This window comes from Pseudolysinimonas kribbensis (assembly GCF_030161895.1).
Taxonomy (GTDB): domain Bacteria; phylum Actinomycetota; class Actinomycetes; order Actinomycetales; family Microbacteriaceae; genus Pseudolysinimonas; species Pseudolysinimonas kribbensis.
Genome location: NZ_BSVB01000001.1, coordinates 2731942 through 2750368, shown reverse-complemented (window position 1 = coordinate 2750368; position 18427 = coordinate 2731942). Strand labels below are relative to the sequence as shown.

Sequence of the window (18427 nt, the reverse complement as noted above, 5' to 3'; positions counted from 1 at the left end):
GCCAAGACCCTCGATCAGCGGTTGGAGGATGCCGACAGCCGCCGGGCCGCCGCCGCGACCCGCTCGTCGGTGCCGGTCAGCGCCATCCGGATGTGCCGCCGCCCCGCCGCCCCGTAGAACGCCCCGGGTGCCACGACGATGCCGAGCCCGGCGAGCCAGCCGACGGTGTCCCAGGAGTCCTCACCGCGGGTCGCCCAGAGGTAGAGACCGGCGGTGCTCTCGTCGATGCGGAATCCGGCCCGCTCGAGTGCCGGCACGAGCAGGGCGCGGCGGGCGCGGTAGCGCTCCTTCTGCGCGGCGACGTCGGCGTCCGACTCGGGCGACAGCGCCGCGACCATCGCGAGCTGCACCGGCAGCGGCGGGATGAGGCCCGCGTGCTTGCGCACCTCGAGCAGCTCGGCGATCAGGTCGCCGCAGCCCGCGACGAACGCCGCGCGGTAGCCGGCGAGGTTGGACTGCTTCGAGAGCGAGTAGACCGAGAGCACGAGGCGGCGCGAGTCGCCGATGACCTCGGCATCCAGGATGCTCGGCACCGGAGCGTCGGACCCCCAGTTCAGCTCGGCGTAGCACTCGTCGTTCGCGATGACGGCGCCGAGCTCACGCGCGCGCTGCACCGCCCGGCGCAGGAACGGGATGCCGAGCACCTGCCCGTCGGGATTGCGCGGGCTGTTGAGCCAGACCAGTCGCGTCGTGTCGGGCCAGGCGTCGGGGTCGTCCGAGGCGAGCGGCGTCGCACGGGCGATGCGGGCGCCGACCTCGTAGGTCGGGTACGCGGCGGTCGGGTGCACGACGACGTCGCCCTCGCCGATCCCGAGGAGCGTCGGCAGCAGCCCGACCAGCTCCTTCGAGCCGATCGTCGGCAGGGTGTTGCGCGCCTCGAGCGCGACGCCGCGGCGCCGGCCGTACCAGTCGGCGATCGCCTGCCGGAGTGCCGGGGTGCCGGATGTCTGCGGGTACGCGGGCGCGTCGGTCGCGACCGCGAGGGCCTGCCTCACGCGCTCCGGCGTCGGATCGACCGGCGAGCCGACGGCCAGGTCGACCACGCCGTCGGGATGCGCGGCGGCGCGTTCGCGGTACGGCTCCAGCCGGTCCCACGGGAAGTCGGGAAGCGTGAGGCCCATGACGCCGGGGCTCAGTGGCTCTGCGGCGGCAGGGCGCTGACGACCGGGTGGTCGCCGGCGATCACACCGATCTTCGCGGCCCCGCCCGGGGAGCCGACGCCGACCTCGTCGAAGAACTCGACGTTGGCCTTGTAGTAGTCGGACCACTGCTCGGGCAGGTCGTCCTCGTAGAAGATCGCCTCGACGGGGCAGACCGGTTCGCATGCACCGCAGTCGACGCACTCGTCGGGGTGGATGTAGAGCATCCGGTCGCCCTCGTAGATGCAGTCGACGGGGCACTCGTCGATGCAGGCGCGGTCCTTGACATCCACGCAGGGGAGGGCGATGACGTAGGTCACGTCATCGATTCTATGGCCGTCTCGTGAGTGTTCCGGGCCAGGGGACGACGATCGCGACGAGCGCCAGCACGGCCGGTCCGAGGGCCCAGACCCACCCGATCGCGTCGGTCAGCGCGAACATCGGCGAGCCGGCGGCGGGGAACGCGAGCAGCACGGTGCCCGCCACGAATCCGAGCCCGGCGGCCGCGCCGACGACGCGGCTGTCGAACACCAGCCGGAGCCCGAGCACCAGCACGAGGGCGACCGCCAGCCCCGCGATGAGGCCCCAGGGTGCCAGCTGGGCGTGGGTGAAGGTCGTCACGACGCCCGCGATCCCGGCGATGACGAGCGCGAAGACGCAGGAGACGATGACCGCACCCGCCCCCGGCGCCGTGCTCCGCACGTGGCCTGCCTGCTCGCTCATCCGACCTCCGCTGGACACCATAGCCGCGGCCGTCTACAGTCGAATTGTTGGTAAGGATAGCCTTACCGAACTCCCGAACCGATCTCAGGACTGCTCCGCGTGCTCGCTACCCTCGTCATCGGCCTGCGTGAGGGCCTCGAGGCGGCGCTCATCGTCGGCATCATCGCCGCGTTCCTGAAGCGCAACGGCAAATCGCTCCTGCCGATGTGGATCGGGGTCGCCGCCGCCCTCGTCGCGAGCGTCGCCGTGGGCGTCGTGCTCACCGTGATCGAGCAGTCGCTCCCCCAGGCCGCGCAGGAGGGGATGGAGTCGATCATCGGCCTCGTCGCCGTCTTCTTCGTCACGTCGATGATCGTGTGGATGGCGCATCACGCCCGCGGCATGAAGAAGGAGCTCGAGGCGGAGGCCGGCCAGGCGCTGCGCGAGGGCACGGCGTGGGCCCTCGCGGGTATGGCGTTCCTGGCCGTGCTCAAGGAGGGCTTCGAGACGAGCGTCTTCCTGCTCGCGACGTTCCAGGCCTCCACCGACGCCTCGCTCGCCGCCGTCGGCGCCGTCATCGGCGTGCTCGTCTCCGCGGGTATCGGCGTCGGCATCTATCAGGGCGGCATCCGGCTCGATCTGGGTCGGTTCTTCCGCTACACGGGCGTCTTCCTCATCCTCGTCGCCGCCGGTCTCGTGCTCACGATGCTGCGCACGGCGCACGAGGCGGGCTGGATCGTCGCCGGTCAGCAGCGCACCCTCGACCTCGGCTGGCTCGCCCCCAACGGGTCGATCCAGGCGGCGCTCATTACCGGGGTGCTCGGCATCCCGGCCGACCCGCGACTCATCGAGGTCGTCGGCTGGGTCGCCTACCTCGTGCCCATGGCGTTGTTCATGTTCTGGCCGGCAGCGCTCCGGCCGCGCAGCGGCGGCGCCCGTCGCCTGCAGCTCGGCATCGCGATCGCGGCGATCGCGATCGCCGCCGGCGCGGCCGTCGTAGCGCCGCTCGCACTCCAGCCTGCGAATCGTCCGCTCGCGCTGGCGCAGGGCGGCGAGGTCCGGATGTCGGGCGACTCGATCGTCGAGACGTCCGGTGGCCACGAGCGACGGGTCACCCTCCCCGCGTCGGCATCGGTCACCCGGGACGGCGTCACCACGTGGACCCTGAGGTCCACCGATCCGGCGGCGGGGCCGGCCACGCTCAGCCGCACCGCCCTCGCGACGCAGAACGGCGGTCGCCTCCCGGTCGGCGTCGACGCGAACCGCGCGCCCGGGCCGTACCGGGCGACCTGGAGCGCCGCGACGACGCGGTCGGTGCGCGCGGCGGACGGCGCCCTGCTCGACGCATCGCAGCAGCAGACCCGCGTCGTGACGCTCTCGGGCGGGGGTCTCAGCACGCCCCGCACGTTCTCGGTCTCCGGCGGCGAGAACTGGCGCGCCTCCGACGCCGCCGTCGCCGCCGCCGGCGCCTCCCGGACCGCCGCGATCGCCGAGCAGCGCCTGTGGGGCGCCCAGGTGCCCGCCGCGCTCGTCGTCGCGGCCCTCGTGCTCGCGGCGTTCGCGCTGCGCTCGTTCCGACGCGACCGGCGCGAGGCCGCGACCCCGGCATCCGGTCGCCCGCCCGCCTCTCCCCTGACCGCCGCACAGAACAGGACCAGCCTCCATGCGACCCACTAAGGCCATCGTCTCGACCGCGGCCGGCATCGTCGGCCTCGCGATCGCCCTGGCCGGCTGTTCGGCCGCCACCCCGGGCGGCGCCTCCAGGTCGCACGGTGCCGCGCAGGTGACGATCACGCTGACCAGCGGCGGGTCGGGCGACGCCTGCATGCTCGACGCGAGCACCGCCGCCGCCGGCCCCGTGACCTTCACGATCAAGAACTCCAGCTCGACGGCGATCACCGAGGTCGAGCTGCTGAGCGATCAGCGCATCATCGGCGAGAAGGAGAACCTCGCCCCGGGTCTCAAGCCCACGAGCCTCACGCTGACCCTCGGTGGCGGCACCTACCAGGTGTACTGCCCCGGCGCGGAGAAGGAGCTGCAGGACTTCCGGGTCACCGGCAAGGCCGCGTCGACCCCGGCGGCAGCGCCTCCGCGCTGCTCACGAAGGGCACCCAGGGCTACGCGCGGTACGTCGCGGGCGTGCTCTCCGACATGACCACGGCGGTCGCGGCGCTGCAGAAGGCCGTCGATTCGGGCGACGTGGACGCGGCCAAGGCGGCGTACGCCCTGGCGCGCCCGTTCTACGAGAAGGTCGAGTCGGATGTCGACGGCTTCCTGCTGCCCGGCACCGGCCCGACCGACAACACGGGCAACCTCGACTACCTCATCGACATGCGCGCATCGAACCTCGACCCCGCGGTCGGCTGGCACGGATTCCACGCCGTCGAGCGCGACCTCTGGACCACGGGCATCACCGCGAACACGCGGGCGCAGGCCGCGGAGCTCACCGCCAACGTCACGAAGCTCGCCGCGCTCGCCAAGGGTCTCACGTACAAGCCCGAGGACCTCGCCAACGGCGCCGCCGACCTCCTCGACGAGGTGCAGGCGAACAAGATCACGGGCGAGGAGGAGCTCTACAGCCACCTCGACATCGTCGACTTCGCCGCCAACGTCGAGGGCGCGCAGCAGGCGTTCGCCTACCTCCGGCCGGGTCTGACGAAGATCGACGCGGGCCTGACGAAGCAGGTCGCCGCCCAGTTCGACAAGGTGAACGCGGCGCTGGACGCCTACCGCGACCCGGGCCAGGCGGGCGGCTACAAGGTCTACGACGCGGCCACCAGGGCCGCGGATGCGGGGCAGCTGAGCCGGCTGGTGCAGTCGCTGCAGACCCCCTCTCCAAGATCGCCGAGAAGGTCGCCACCGCGTGACGTCGAGCGATCGCGACCGGTCCTCCGGCCTGTCCCGCCGCGGGCTGCTCCTCGGGGCGGCCGGCGGCGGTCTCGTCGTCGGCGCCGCGGCGGGCGTCGGGGGATGGCGATCGCGAACGCCGTGCAGAACCACGACGAGGAGGTCATCGACCTCACCCGCAGCTTCCCCTTCTACGACCAGGCGCATCAGGCCGGCATCCAGACGCCGCCGCAGCGCTACACGGTCTTCATGACGTTCGACCTGGCCAGCGACGCGCGCCAGGACCTGCAGGTGCTGCTCGCGCGCTGGTCCGGCGCGATCGCGCAGGTCATGGCGGGGCGCACGGTCGGGGCCGTCGAGCCGGCGCGACCGGATGCCGTGGCACCCGACACCGGCGAGGCCCTCGACCTCGCACCGGCGGGGCTCACGGTGACGGTCGGACTCGGACCGGGCGTCTTCGACGAGCGGTTCGGCCTCGGCGACCGGAGGCCGCGGCATCTGCGGCCGCTGCCCGACCTGCCGAGCGACCGCCTCCAGTCGGGGATCAGCGGGGGCGACCTGAGCGTCCAGGCGTGCGCCGACGACCCGCAGGTGGCGTATCACGCCGTGCGCGACCTCGCGCGGATGGCGCAGCCCACGGCATCCACCCGTTGGACGGTGCTCGGATTCGGGCGCGCGTCGGCGGGCACCGGCCAGAAGACGCCGCGCAACCTCCTGGGCTTCAAGGACGGCACCCGCAACATCACCGACGACCCCGACTTCGAGCGATTCGTCTGGGCCCGCGACGACGAGCCGGGCTGGGCGCGCGGCGGCAGCTACCAGGTGGTGCGCAAGATCCAGATGAACATCGAGAACTGGGACTCCGACGAGATCCGCGACCAGCAGCGCGTCTTCGGCCGCGGGAAGGTCGAGGGACAGCCGCTCACCGGGCACGCCGAGCACGACACGCCCGACTTCGGGAAGAAGGACGCGGCGGGCGAGCTCGTGATCTCCGACACGTCGCACGTGGCGCTCGCGGCGCACGAGAACAACGGGGGCTGAAGATCCTGCGTCGCGGCTACAACTACACCGACGGCATCAACCAGTTCGGCGTGCTCGACGCCGGCCTGCTGTTCATCTCGTATCAGAACGACCCGGAGCACTTCCTCGCGCTGCAGCGCCGGCTCGGCTCATCGGACCGGCTCAACGAGTACATCGCCCACATCGGCTCGGGGCTGTTCTTCACGCCGGCCGCGCCCCAGCGGGGCGGCTACCTCGCCGAGAAGCTGTTCTGATCAACACCCGTGCCGTCCGAGACGGTCACCGGGATCCCTGCGACTCGGTGACCGTGTAATTCGCGACCCAGCCGGTCTTGTCGTCGGCTTTGGTGACGACGACGAGCACCGCGTCGGGATCCTTGAGGAACGTGCCCGTGCCTCCTCGGCATCGCCGGGATCCGGCTCGGTGTCGACGGCGAAGCCCGCACCCTTCAGCTGCGACGAGATCTTGCCGTAGTCGCCGGCGCCCGAGACCTTGATCGTCGCGTTCCAGATGCGTCCATCGGTCGTCTTGGCGTTGCCGGCCGCGGCGCCGAAGAGCACGTCGCCGTGGATGACGGGCACCGATGCCGGCCAGTCCGACGGCAGCTTGCCGGTGCCGATCGAGCCGACGCCGGGGATCGAGATGCCGCCGCTCTTGCCGTCGGAACCGGGGAGGAGCCGCCGCCCGGATGCGGGATGAGGCTGCAGCCGGAGAGGACGAGCGCCGCAAGGACCAGGGCGCCCGCCGCCGCTGGTGTGCGCCCGGTGCGCGAGATGATCGTCATGCGACCAGTGAAGCGACGGCGCGTAATGGCCGCGTAACAGCTATGCCGGCCGGGCGGTCGAGACGACCACCCGCGCAACCGGCGCGAAGGTCAGAAATGACCTTCGCCGCTATGCCGGTTGCGCTCGCTTGGCACGGGCGGTCGCGCGCGCGCTGCGACTGGTCGAGCTCCACCTTGCGGATGCGCACCATCTCGGGCGTCACCTCGACGCACTCGTCCTCGCGCGCGAACTCGAGGCACTCCTCGAGCGTCAGCTGACGCGGCGGGGTGAGCTTCTCGAAGTTGTCGGCGGTCGACTGCCGCATGTTGGTGAGCTGCTTCTCCTTGGTGATGTTGACGTCCATGTCGTCGGCGCGCGAGTTCTCGCCCACCACCATGCCCTCGTAGACCTCCTGCGTCGGCTCGACGAAGAAGCTCATGCGCTCCTGCAGTGCGACCATCGCGAACGGGGTCGCGACGCCGGAGCGGTCGGCCACGATCGAGCCGTTGACCCGGGTCGTGATCTGCCCCGCCCACGGACCGTACCCGTGCGAGATCGCGTTGGCGATGCCGGTGCCGCGCGTGACGGTGAGGAATTCGGTGCGGAATCCGATGAGACCGCGCGAGGGCACCGTGAACTCCATCCGCACCCAGCCGGTGCCGTGGTTCGACATGACGCCCATCTGGCCCTTGCGCGCCGCCATGAGCTGCGTGATCGCCCCCAGGAACTCCTCGGGCGCGTCGATCGTCAGGTGCTCGAACGGCTCGTGCAGCTTGCCGTCGATCTGCCGGGTCACGACCTGCGGCTTGCCGACGGTGAGCTCGAAGCCCTCGCGGCGCATGTTCTCGACCAGGATGGCGAGGGCCAGCTCGCCGCGGCCCTGCACCTCCCACGCGTCCGGGCGTCCGATGTCGACCACGCGGATCGACACGTTGCCGACGAGCTCGCGGTCGAGCCGGTCCTTGACCATGCGCGCGGTGAGCTTGTGGCCCTTCACCTTGCCCATGAGGGGCGACGTGTTGGTGCCGATCGTCATCGAGATGGCGGGCTCGTCCACCGAGATCGCCGGCAGCGGCCGGATGTCGTCGGGGTCGGCGATCGTCTCGCCGATCATGATGTCCTCGACGCCCGCGATCGCGACGATGTCGCCCGCGTGCGCCTCCTCGGCCGGGTAGCGCTCCAGCGCGCGGGTCTTCATGAGCTCCGTGATGCGCACGTTGGCGGTGCCGCCGTCGAGATGCACGCGCGCGACGGTCTGGCCCTTCTTGAGCGTGCCGGCGAAGACGCGCAGCAGCGCGATGCGGCCGAGGAACGGCGACGCGTCGAGGTTGGTCACCCACGCCTGCAGCGGAGCCTCGTCGTCGTAGGTGGGAGCGGGCACGTGGGTGAGGATCGCGTCGAACAGCGGCTCGAGATCGTCGTTATCGGGAAGCGACCCGTCGGCGGGGCGGTTCCAGCTCGCGGCGCCGTTGCGGCCCGACGCGTAGATCACGGGCACGTCCAGCAGCGCGTCGACGTCGAGGTCCGGCACGTCGTCGACGAGGTCGCTCGCGATGCCCAGCAGCAGATCGTGGCTCTCCTCCACGACCTCGGCGATGCGCGCATCCGGACGGTCGGTCTTGTTGACCGCCAGGATGACGGGCAGCTTCGCCTCGAGCGCCTTACGCAGCACGAACCGGGTCTGCGGCAGCGGGCCCTCGCTCGCGTCGACGAGCAGCACCACGCCGTCCACCATCGACAGCCCGCGCTCGACCTCGCCGCCGAAGTCGGCGTGGCCGGGGGTGTCGATGACGTTGATCGTCACGGGGCCGTTCTGGGCGTGGACGCCCTTGTACGTGATCGCCGTGTTCTTGGCGAGGATCGTGATGCCCTTCTCGCGCTCGAGATCGTTCGAGTCCATCGCGCGTTCCTCGACGTGCGCATGCTCGCCGAACGATCCGGTCTGGCGGAGCATGGCGTCGACGAGCGTCGTCTTGCCGTGGTCGACGTGGGCGACGATCGCGACGTTGCGCAGGTCGTCACGAGTGGCCTGAGCCATGGCAGCACCTCGGAAGGGAAGATAAGGGGATCGGCGATCGGAAGGCGACGCCGACGGCGATTCTACCGGGAGCGGCGGAGTTCAGCCGGTGCGGGTCGGCTCGGGGCTCGGCGAGGCCGGCTTCCAGGCCCAGGCGTTCCAGAACACGCCGGCCCTCAGCGGCGAGCGGGTCACCCCCGTGACGGTGCCGTCCACGGCCGTCACGATCGGGTAGGCGAAGAGCGGCAGACCGTACGCGGCCGCCCACAGTCGGGTGTCGAGCCGGGCCAGCAGCTTGCGATGCTCGGCCGGATCGTCGCTCGCCCGCGCGGCGTCGATGAGGGCGTCGCTCTGCGGATCGGAGTACCCGCTGAAGTTCGCCAGCTGCGAACCGGTGCGGTAGACGGCGCCGACAGCGGCGGCCCCGAGCCGCGTCGTGTCCCAGGCGAACAGGGAGGCGTCGTAGCTGCCCGGCACCCCGAGGAGGTCGGCCCAATCGCTGCTCGAGCAGTCGGTCACCTGGAACCCCGCCTTCGCGGCGGACGCCCGGATGAGCTGGAACTCCGTGACCCGGCGCGGGTTGGCCGGGTCGTAGAGCACGCACACCGCCGGGTTCGGCGTGCCGGCCTGCGCGAGCAGCGTGCGGGCGGCATCCGGATGCATGGTGCGGTGCTCCTTCGACCCGTTCGTCGCGATCGCCGCGTCGTACCCGTCCGAGCCGGGGCGCAGCACGAAGGAGTCCAGCACCCCCGCGCCCTGCTGCACGGGCGCGACGAGCCGGTCGACGATCTCCTGCCGCGGCACCACGTCGAGGAAGGCCCGGCGCACGCGCTCATCCGCGAACACGCCGTTGCGCGATCCCGCGAGCTGCAGGTCGAGGTGCTCGAAGATCGCCTCGCTGCCCGGCGTGACGGTGACACCCGGCACGTCGAGGAGCGTCTTCAGCACGGATGCCGTCGGCGTCGGCGAGACGATGTCGACCGTTCCGGCCTCCAGCGCCTTCGCCTGCTCGAGCGGATCCGGGATGACGCGCAGCACGATCCGCTGCACCGAGGGCGCTCGGCTGCCGCGGTATCTCGGGTTCGCCTCGAGCGTGATCGCCTGCGCGGCGACGCTGCGCACCCGGTACGGCCCCGACGACACGAGCAGGGCGCGGTCCCGTGGCGTCGCGCCGAGGTCGTACGCGGTGTCCCAGGTGCGCGCGATGCGGGCGAGCCGGTCGACGTCCTTCTTCTGCACGGCCTCGACGACGCGCTTGTCGGCGGAGGCGGCGGAGGTGGAAGCCGGCAGCCCGAGCGCCCGCCGTGCGACCACGTGCGCCGGCAGCCCCGGTGCCAGCAGTGTCCTCCAGTCCGGCGCGAACGCGTCGAACTGCACGGTGATCGAGCGGTGGTCGGAGCCGAGCACCGGCGTGCGCGAGACGCGTTCGAGTCCGGCTCCGACGGCACCGTCGAACCAGACGGTGCCGTCGGGGAACGGCCGGGTGATGCGTCCCGTCGCGGCATCGACGTAGGGCGTCACGTCGAACTTCGGGGTGTTGAGCGCCCCGGAGTTCGCGGCCCAGTCCAGGAGCAGGTCGGCGGGGGTGACCGGGGCGCCATCCGACCAATGGGCATCGGGCGAGATGCTGTAGGTCACGGTGAGCGGATCCCGCTTCACGACGGACGCCGTGCCGAACGAGGTGTCGTCGACCTCGTGGTACGCGTCGTCGGTGTAGCCGAAGCCCGTGCTCGTCAGCGCCGCGACGGCCGCGTTGGTGTCGGACTGCCGCCCGTACGAGGTCTCCGCGTTGAGCGAGGTCAGCGGATCGGTGACCGCGATCGACACGGCCGAGCCGCGCACGAGCGGTGACGGGGTGGCCGTGCAGCCGCCGAGCAGCAGTACCGCCGCAGCGGCGACGACCAGCAGGCCGGATGCGGGCTTGACCACGGGGCTCCACCCTACCGACGGGATCCCGGGATCCCGCGGGGAGCGGCCGGCTCTCAGGCGACGCGACGCGACTCGCGGCGCTCCCGCTGCTCGGTCGGGTCGGGCACCGGCACCGCGGCGATGAGCCGCTGCGTGTACGGGTCCTTCGGGTGCCGCAGGATCTGGTCCGGCGTGCCCACCTCGACGAGGTGCCCCTTGTTCATGACCGCGATGCGGTGCGCGAGCATGTCGACGACCGCCAGGTCGTGACTGATGAACAGGCACGCGAACTGGAGCTCCCGCTGCAGACCCTGCAGCAGGTCCAGGAAGCGCGCCTGCACCGAGACGTCGAGCGCGGAGGTGGGCTCGTCGGCGACGAGCAGTGATGGTTTCAGCGCGAGCGCGCGAGCGATGCCGACGCGCTGCCGCTGCCCGCCGGAGAGTTCGTGCGGGTACCGGTTGCGGAAGCTGCGCGGCAACTCGACCTGGTCGAGCAGCTCCTCGACGCGGTGGGCGAGTTGCGAACCCTCGGCCGTCTTCGACAGCAGCAGCGGCTCGCCGATCGACTGGCCGATCGGGAAGCGCGGGTTGAGCGAGGACCCCGGGTCCTGGAACACGATGCCGATCGAACGCCGGACCTCCCGCAGCTTCGAGCGCGACACCGTCGCCAGGTCGACGCCCTGCACGACGAGCGAGCCCTCCTTGACCGGCAGCAGTCCGACGGATGCCCGCCCGACCGTCGTCTTGCCCGAGCCCGACTCGCCCACCAGCCCGACGACCTCGCCGGGGTGGATGTCGAGGGTGAACCCCTCCACCGCACGGAACGCGGGCACCCGCCCGTGCTTCGGGTACTCGATCGCGACATCGGTGAGCTGCAGCACCGGGGCATCGGACCCACGGCTCAGGGTGACGGCCTCCCGGTCGCTCAGCTGCAGACGCGGCACCGCCGCGAGGAGCTGCTGCGTGTAGGGGTGGGTCGGCCGCGCGAAGATCTGGTCGACCGTGCCGTTCTCGACGATCGCGCCGTCCTTCATGACGATGACCTTGTCGGCCAGGTCGGCGACGACCCCCATGTCGTGCGTGATCAGGATGATCGCGCTGTTCAGCCGCGAACGGAGGTTGCGCATCAGGTCGAGGATCTCGGCCTGCACGGTCACGTCGAGCGCGGTGGTCGGCTCGTCGGCGATGAGCAGCAGCGGGTCGCACGAGATCGCCATCGCGATCATCGCGCGCTGGCGCTGGCCGCCGGAGAGCTGGTGCGGGTACTTCTTGACCGTCGTCTCGGGCGTGGGCATCTCGACCATGGTCAGGAGCTCGATGGCCCGGGCCTCCGCCTCGACCGGTGTCATGTCGAGGTGCGTGCGCAGGCTCTCGCCGATCTGGAACCCGATCGTGTACACGGGGTTCAGGGCCGTCATGGGCTCCTGGAAGATCACCGCGACGTCCTTGCCCCGGATGGAGCGCAGCCGGCCGTCCGGGATGCCGATCAGCTCCTTGCCGCCCAGCTTCGCGCTGCCCGCCACACGGCCGTTCTGCGGGGTCAGGCCGAGCAGCGCCATCGAGCTCGAGCTCTTGCCCGAGCCGGACTCGCCCACGATCGCGAGCACCTCGCCCGCCTTGACGTCGTAGCTGAGGCCCTTCGCCGCGGGATACCAGACGCCGTCGACCCAGAAGTCCAGGTCGAGGCGCTCGACCTGGAGGATCGGCGTCGCGGCGTCCGCGGTCGGGGCCGGGTTCGGCGTGCTCATCGGGTGGTTCCCCTCGGGTGGTCGGGTCGCCGGGTGGCGGGGACGAGAATGTGGGGGTGGCGATCGGACCCCAGGAGACCGTGCTCTATCCCGTCGGCTCCCGCGTCCTCGCGGGGCTCGTGGTGGCGATCTGCGCCGTGGTCGAGGTGTCGCTGGTGGTCTACGGACACGGTGACGTGCTGCTGCGGGGAACGCCCGCGGTCCTGCTCGTCGCCGTCGCGGCCGTCGTGGTGTTCTGGATGCCGCGGCTCGAGCTGGATCCGGCGGAGCTGCGCGTCGTCAATCCGCTGCGCACGCACGACGTGTCGTGGGCCGCGATCCGCGACATCGACTCGCGCTGGTCGCTGACCCTCGACACGGAGCGCGGGCGCATCACGGCGTGGGCGGCGCCCTCCCCGGCCCGTTCAGTCAGCTCGGACGGGCGCGCCGCAGCCTGCTGTCGCTGTCGCTCAGCCGGCGTCGCGAGGAGGGCGGCGCGGAGCAGTCCCGCTCCCTCGTCGTGCGCCAGTGGAGCAGCTACCGCGACCGGGGACTGCTCGGCGCGGTCGAGGGCCCGGGCGTGCGGACGCGGTGGAACATCGTGCCGGTGAGCGCACTCGCCGTGCTCGTGCTGGCGACGGTCCTCGGCGCGGCCTGGCCCTGATCCGACGCGCTGGCGCGTCGTCACGACGCGACGACGCATCGTCACGAGGCGCTCCCCGCGGCCGCCGCCGTGGCCCGCTCGACCTCCATCGCCCGCTCGCGGCGCGCGCGGCGGGTGAGCCCGCGACGCTGCCGCGGGTCGAACGCGTCGCGCAGCCCGTCGCCGATGAAGTTGATCGTCAGCGCGATGACGACGATGAACAGGCCGGGCCACCAGAACAGCCAGGGCCGGGTCGAGAACGCCGCCTGGTACTGACTGATGATGAGGCCGAGCGAGGTGTCGGGCGACCGGACGCCGAAGCCGAGGAAGCTGATCGCGGCCTCGGTGAGGATCGTCGCCGACATGGTGAGCGTCGCGGAGACGATGATGACGCCGACCGTGTTCGGCAGGATGTGCCGGAAGATGATGCGGGCATCCGACGCTCCGGCGACCTTCGCCGCTTCGACGAACTCGCGCTCGCGCAGGGCGAGCACCTCGCCGCGCACGAGCCGGGCGAGCGTGGTCCAGAGCAGCGCACCGAGGAAGATGCCGAGGAAGGCCGGCCCGGCGCCGCCGACCGTCTGCCCGACGATCGCGGCGATCAGGTAGAACGGCACGATGATCGTGATGTCGGTCAGGCGCATGAGCACAGCGTCGATCCAGCCGCCGAAGTAGCCGGCGATCGACCCGAGCGTGACGCCGATGAACGTCGAGACGATGCCCGCGAGGAAGACGATCATGAGGGACTGCTGGGTTCCCCGCATGACCTGCGCGAACATGTCGTGCCCCACGGTGTCCTGCCCGAGCGGGTGGATGCCGATGTTGAACGGCACGAGCGAGAGCGTCGGCTCGCCGCCGTTGATCACGTCGGGCACCTGGGCGTAGGTCCACATCCACCAGCCGTGGATCTGCACGCCGAACGCATCGATGCCCTGCGACGTGAACGCGAGCACGACGACGATGGCCAGGATGATCAGACAGATCATCGCGGCGCGATGCCGGAAAAAGCGCCGGGTCACGATGCGGCCGAGGCTCAGGCCTTCGACCTCGTGCATCTCGATCGAGGCCTCGTCGTTCTGCTCGAGCAGGCCGTCCGCGCTCTGGAGCGCGAGGTTGCGCGGGTCCTCGCCGCCGGGCGTGCCGACGTCGCTGGAACCGGCGTTGAGCTGTCCGAAGGTCATGCGGTCACCCGGATCCTGGGGTCGAGCGCCGAGTACACGATGTCGGCGAGGAAGTTGAACACGATGACGGTGATCGCGGTCACGAGGAAGAAGCCCATGATCGGGTTCACATCCACCTTGCGCAGCGCCTGAACGAACAGGGCCCCCATGCCCGACCAGGCGAAGACGGTCTCCGTGAGCACGGCGCCGCTGATGAGCGCGCCGAGGTCGAGCGCGATGATCGTCGTGATCGGGATGAGCGCGTTGCGGAACGCGTGCCGCATCACGACGGTGCGCTCCGTGAGGCCCTTGGCCCGCGCCGTTCGGATGTAATCCTGGTTCAGCACGTCGAGCAGGCTGGCCCGCGCGTAGCGGCTGTAGCTCGCGACCGAGATCAGGATGAGCGCGGTCGTCGGCAGGATGAGATGCGAGAACGTGTCGAGCCCGTTGATCCAGAACACCGCGTCGAGGTCGGGGGTGTTCGCCCCGACGGTGGAGATCGGCCGGCCGTTGGTGACCTGATCGGAGTAGATGCCCCACGACTCCATGAACCGGTCGATCAGCACGATGAGGATCGTCGCGAACGCCGTGATGGCGCCGGTGCGGATCTGCGGCCGCCGGTCGTTCCCGCCCCAGAGCCATCCGCCGACACCGCCCAGCACGATCATCACGGCGATGAGCAGCAGCACCGTGCCGATGTTGATGACGCCGAACTGGTTGAACAGCAGGTGCAGGGGGTAGTAGAGCGCGAGGCCGATGCCGAGCGCGACGCTGAGTGCCGTGTACCGGGAGCGCTTGTTCGCCCAGCCGGTGGAGAGCACCGTGACGATGACGGCCGCCCCGATCGCGAGCGCGGGCGTGACGACCGGGCCGAGCGAGGGGTCTTGAACCAGCCGGTGAGGTTCGTGAAGGTCAGCACGGCGATCGGCGCGAGGACGGCGACGCCGAACACGATGAGCCGCCGGCGCCAGCCGCCCCCGACGATGCCCATCCAGACCACGCCCGAGACCACGGCGATGATGCCGATCCAGAGCGGTGGGATCACTGGACTCGACAGGAAGTCGTTGAAGTTGATGGCCGCGAACTGCTTGAGCATGACCGCGACCCAGAACACCGGGAGCGAGAAGAACAGGAACGCGATGAACGTGGTGATGTAGTCGAACGTCGAGTAGATACGCAGGGCGGTCGCGATGCCGATCGTCACGCCGATGATCAGGCCGATGACGAATGCGGTGGTGACCAGCTGCAGGGTCGCGCCCATCGCGGAGCCGAGCGCGTCGGTCACGTGCTGGCCGTCGATCGTGTCGCCGAGCGTGAACTTGCCGACGAAGCCGGCGAGGATGCCGCCGAACCAGATGAAGTACCGCAGATACGGCGGGATGTCGAGCTGCAGCGCAGCGATGCGCTGCTCCATGAGGGCGTGCTTCTGGGCGGTGGGAAGCGTCGAGCTGCGGAGGTCGGCGAGGGGGTCCGAGGAGTTCGCCGCGAGGTTGTAGACGAGATAGGAGGCGACGAAGAGCACCACGAGGGATGCCAGGATCCGTCGGACGATGAACGAGACCACGGTGGGACTTCCTTGTTCTGGTGAGCGGGACGATACCCGCGACGGGGGCGGTCGCGAGTCGGGGCCGTGCGTTTGCGGCACGACCCCGACCCGCTGCGACGGCTAGGCCGTCACGCGACTACTTCTTCTCCGTCCACTCCCAGAAGTTCCAGAAGATGTTCGGGCTGTACGGCGCGTCGGAGACGTTGGAGATCTTCGACGACCAGGCCGAGACATCCGGCAGCTGGAACAGCGGCATGGTGACCGCGTTCTTGAAGAGCAGGCCGTCGATCTTCTTGAGGTCCGGGATCGCCGCGGCATCCGTGGTCTGTCCCTCGATCGACTCCCACAGCTTGTCCACGTCGGCGTTCGAGAAGCCCTGGAAGTTGCTGCCGCCCTTGGTCTTGAACGCACCCTCGTTGCCGGTCACGGCGCCGGAGGTCGACTGCCACGCGAACACGGTCGCGTCGTAGTCGTACTTGCCCGAGCCGAGGCCGTTGGCGCCGAAGTACTCGTCACCGGACTTGCCGACATCCACGACCTTGAACCCGGCCTGCGCAGCCGAGGCCTGCGTGAGCTGGAACTCGCTGGCACGACGCGGGTTGTCGTTCGCGTAGGCGAACTTGACGACCGGGTTGGTCACGCCGGCCTTCGCGAGCAGCGCCTTGGCACCCTCCACATCGACCTTGTCGTAGTCCGACGAGCCGTTCGACTTGATGACGTCGTCGTAGCCGGGCTGTCCGGGCAGGAAGAGCGCCGAGTCGTCGAGCTTCGCCGAGGACGAGAGCGGCGTGATGAGGCGGGTCAGCATCTCCTGACGGGGAAGGACCTTCAAGAACGCCTGACGCACCCAGAGCGCCTTCTGCTCGTCGCCGCCGTAGGCCGCGGGCGAGAAGACGCCGTGGTCCATCGTGAGGTCGATGTGCTCGTAGGTGGCCGTCGGGGTGGTCGTGGACTCGATACCCTTCTGCCCCTGAAGCGCCTTCACCGTGTCGGCGGTGGCCTGGCCGTACAGGACGCTGAGCTCGCCGTTCAGGAGGGCCTGCACCTGTGCGGTCTGGTCCGCGATGAAGCGGATCGTGACCTTCGCGATCTTCGGCTTCGGACCCCAGTTGTAGTCCGGGTTCGCCACGAGCGTCACGTACTGCTTGGTGAGCGACTGCACCTTGTACGGACCGAAGGTCGTCAGCAGCTTCTTGTCCTTCGGCGTCGACGTCATGTCGAAGCCGTTCTTCCAGACCTTGGCCAGCTTCTTCAGTGTCGCGGTGTCGTTGTCCTTGATCGCCTTCACGACCGCGTTCTGGGCGTCCTTGCCGGTCTTCTTGTCGATACCGGCCTCCTCCCAGACGACCGCCGAGGGCACGTTCGGCGCGATGGAGGGCAGGATCTCCCAGTCCACCCAGGGGCTGTCGAACGTGATGGTGATCGACCGTCCGTCGTCGCCGATCGTCGGGGTCTTGGTGACCTTGTCGAGACCCGAGCCCGCGGCGACACCGCCGAAGTTCACGCCCTTGGGGTCGTTGTACTTCGAGATGCTCGAGGCCCACGCCAGGATCATGTCCGCGGCGTCGACGGGCGCGCCGTCGGTCCACTTGACGCCGTCGTTGATCGTGTACTTCACCTTGAGCGGGTCGTTCGAGAGCTTCTTGTACGTGCCGAACGCCGTGTTCTTGGTGAGCTTGGTCTGCTCGTAGTAGTTGAACAGGAGCCCCTGGTACAGGTACGCGGGGTTCGAGTTGTACGTCGAGTAGTTGGTCGCGGTGAACGCGTTCATCGTCGTCATGGCCGAGTTCTGAGCCACGCTGATCGAGGTGCCGCTGACGACCTCCGAGCCGCCTCCCGCCGAGCAGCCGGTCAGGACCAGCGCGGCTGCCGCGACGGCCGCTGTGATGGCGGCCAATCGTTTGATATGCAATTTTCCTCCTGTGCAGAAAACCGACGCGGCGCACACCAGTGGTCCGGGGCGTCCGCGCTGACACCATGACCCTAGGTGGGGGCCGACGGTTGCCAAAACCGTAAGGGGAATCGTTACATCTCGGAAATGCAGAGTGCAAATTCTTGCGCGATTAGCGCATTCGTGCAGCGATATGGCGCGCAACGACGGAATCATGCGCGTGGAATCGGCGCCGTGGCGGATATGCGTCCCCGAGGATGCCTACGATCGGTGACGTGACCGCCCCCGTCTTGTCGAGGTCCGACAAGGGGCGTATCTGGTGGCAGATCGTCCTCGTGCTGGGGCTCGGCCTCGGACAGTCGGCGATCTACGCGATCGTGTCGCTGATCGACTACGCCACCCGGCCCGGCGGTCTCGCCGGCCAGACCACGACGCTGAACCCCACCCAGAGCGCACGGCAGTACATCGATCTCACCTATCAGCTGCTCGACATCGCCTTCTCGCTGGCGCCGGTCGTGCTTGCCGGCTACTTCGTGTGGAGCTCGGCCCGGCCGCACCTCGGTCGGCTCGGCGTCGTACGACCGCGCGCATCCGATCCCCTGTGGGCGCTCGGCCTCGCCCTGGTGATCGGCGCGGGCGGGATCGGCGTCTACGTCCTCGCGCGGCAACTCGGCTTCGCGGTGGGCGTCGACGCATCCGGTCTCGCGCCCTACTGGTGGACGGTGCCCGTCCTGCTGCTGTCCGCCCTGCGATCGGGACTGCAGGAGGAGCTCGTGGTGCTGGGCTTCCTCTACGACCGACTCGGCAGCCTCGGCTGGAACCGGTGGGCCATCATCCTGACCGCGGCCCTCGTGCGCGGCAGCTACCACCTGTACCAGGGGTGGGGCGGGTTCGCGGGCAACCTCGTCATGGGCCTGATCTTCGGGTGGCTCTACACGCGGGTGAAGCGGGTGCTGCCGTTCGTCGTCGCGCACTTCCTCATCGACGCGGTGGTCTTCGTGGGTTACGCGTGGGCGGCGACGACGTTCCCATCGCTGTTCGGTGTGAGCGGCCACTGAACGCG

Annotated in this window: 15 protein-coding genes and 1 pseudogene; 5 read left to right on the top strand and 11 right to left on the bottom strand. The window is 70.0% G+C overall.

Annotation, left to right across the window (positions count from 1 at the left end):
- Positions 1-14: 14 nt before the first annotated feature.
- The 3 genes from dapC to QQK35_RS15120 are packed head-to-tail and all read right to left on the bottom strand — an operon-like array spanning position 15 to position 1862.
- Positions 15-1121, bottom strand: a complete 1107-nt coding sequence (dapC, locus tag QQK35_RS15130) for a succinyldiaminopimelate transaminase (protein ID WP_284254897.1) — start codon at positions 1119-1121, stop codon at positions 15-17.
- Positions 1122-1132: 11 nt separating this feature from the next.
- A complete protein-coding gene (fdxA, locus tag QQK35_RS15125) occupies positions 1133-1459 on the bottom strand; it encodes a ferredoxin (RefSeq protein WP_284254896.1) in 327 nt (108 codons plus the stop codon).
- A gap of 10 nt (positions 1460-1469) precedes the next feature.
- Positions 1470-1862 (bottom strand): hypothetical protein, encoded by a 393-nt coding sequence (locus tag QQK35_RS15120; protein ID WP_284254895.1) that lies wholly within the window; start codon positions 1860-1862, stop codon positions 1470-1472.
- A 99-nt stretch (positions 1863-1961) separates the two neighbouring features.
- Between QQK35_RS15120 and efeU the strand changes: the two genes are divergently transcribed.
- The 3 genes and pseudogenes from efeU to QQK35_RS15105 all read left to right on the top strand — a co-directional run bounded on the left by efeU (position 1962) and on the right by QQK35_RS15105 (position 5962).
- Entirely contained in the window at positions 1962-3518 is a 1557-nt protein-coding gene (efeU, locus tag QQK35_RS15115; protein ID WP_284254894.1) for an iron uptake transporter permease EfeU, read from the top strand.
- On the top strand, positions 3505-3996 hold the full coding sequence (locus QQK35_RS15110; RefSeq protein WP_284254893.1) for a hypothetical protein: 492 nt from the start codon (positions 3505-3507) through the stop codon (positions 3994-3996). The genes efeU and QQK35_RS15110 overlap by 14 nt, the downstream gene beginning before the upstream one ends.
- Positions 3993-5962, top strand: a pseudogene (locus tag QQK35_RS15105) (Dyp-type peroxidase). The gene QQK35_RS15110 and the pseudogene QQK35_RS15105 overlap by 4 nt, the downstream one beginning before the upstream one ends.
- Here the strand turns inward: QQK35_RS15105 and QQK35_RS15095 are convergent.
- The 4 genes from QQK35_RS15095 to QQK35_RS15080 form a co-directional block, all read right to left on the bottom strand.
- A complete protein-coding gene (locus QQK35_RS15095; protein ID WP_284254891.1) occupies positions 5963-6289 on the bottom strand; it encodes a hypothetical protein in 327 nt (108 codons plus the stop codon).
- A gap of 199 nt (positions 6290-6488) precedes the next feature.
- Entirely contained in the window at positions 6489-8510 is a 2022-nt protein-coding gene (gene typA / locus QQK35_RS15090; protein ID WP_284254890.1) for a translational GTPase TypA, read from the bottom strand.
- Positions 8511-8591: 81 nt separating this feature from the next.
- Entirely contained in the window at positions 8592-10418 is a 1827-nt protein-coding gene (locus tag QQK35_RS15085; RefSeq protein WP_284254889.1) for an ABC transporter family substrate-binding protein, read from the bottom strand.
- Positions 10419-10471: 53 nt separating this feature from the next.
- Positions 10472-12145, bottom strand: coding sequence for a dipeptide ABC transporter ATP-binding protein (locus QQK35_RS15080; RefSeq protein WP_284254888.1), 1674 nt, complete (start codon positions 12143-12145; stop codon positions 10472-10474).
- Between the two features lie 56 nt (positions 12146-12201).
- Between QQK35_RS15080 and QQK35_RS15075 the strand changes: the two genes are divergently transcribed.
- On the top strand, positions 12202-12735 hold the full coding sequence (locus QQK35_RS15075; RefSeq protein WP_284254886.1) for a PH domain-containing protein: 534 nt from the start codon (positions 12202-12204) through the stop codon (positions 12733-12735).
- 94 nt (positions 12736-12829) lie between these two features.
- Here QQK35_RS15075 and QQK35_RS15070 read toward each other — a convergent pair whose 3' ends face one another.
- The 4 genes from QQK35_RS15070 to QQK35_RS15060 all read right to left on the bottom strand — a co-directional run bounded on the left by QQK35_RS15070 (position 12830) and on the right by QQK35_RS15060 (position 17370).
- Entirely contained in the window at positions 12830-13948 is a 1119-nt protein-coding gene (locus tag QQK35_RS15070; protein WP_284254885.1) for an ABC transporter permease, read from the bottom strand.
- A complete protein-coding gene (locus tag QQK35_RS19935) occupies positions 13945-14475 on the bottom strand; it encodes an ABC transporter permease (protein WP_348535015.1) in 531 nt (176 codons plus the stop codon). The genes QQK35_RS15070 and QQK35_RS19935 overlap by 4 nt, the downstream gene beginning before the upstream one ends.
- Positions 14476-14594: 119 nt before the next feature.
- Complete coding sequence (locus QQK35_RS19930; protein WP_348534958.1) at positions 14595-15491, bottom strand: ABC transporter permease family protein; 897 nt, start codon at positions 15489-15491, stop codon at positions 14595-14597.
- A gap of 118 nt (positions 15492-15609) precedes the next feature.
- Positions 15610-17370 (bottom strand): ABC transporter family substrate-binding protein, encoded by a 1761-nt coding sequence (locus QQK35_RS15060; RefSeq protein ID WP_284254884.1) that lies wholly within the window; start codon positions 17368-17370, stop codon positions 15610-15612.
- A gap of 269 nt (positions 17371-17639) precedes the next feature.
- Here QQK35_RS15060 and QQK35_RS15055 point away from each other — a divergent pair, with 269 nt between their 5' ends.
- The gene (locus tag QQK35_RS15055; protein ID WP_284254883.1) at positions 17640-18422 is read left to right on the top strand and encodes a CPBP family intramembrane glutamic endopeptidase; all 783 of its coding nucleotides are present in this window, start codon (positions 17640-17642) and stop codon (positions 18420-18422) included.
- Positions 18423-18427: the final 5 nt, after the last annotated feature.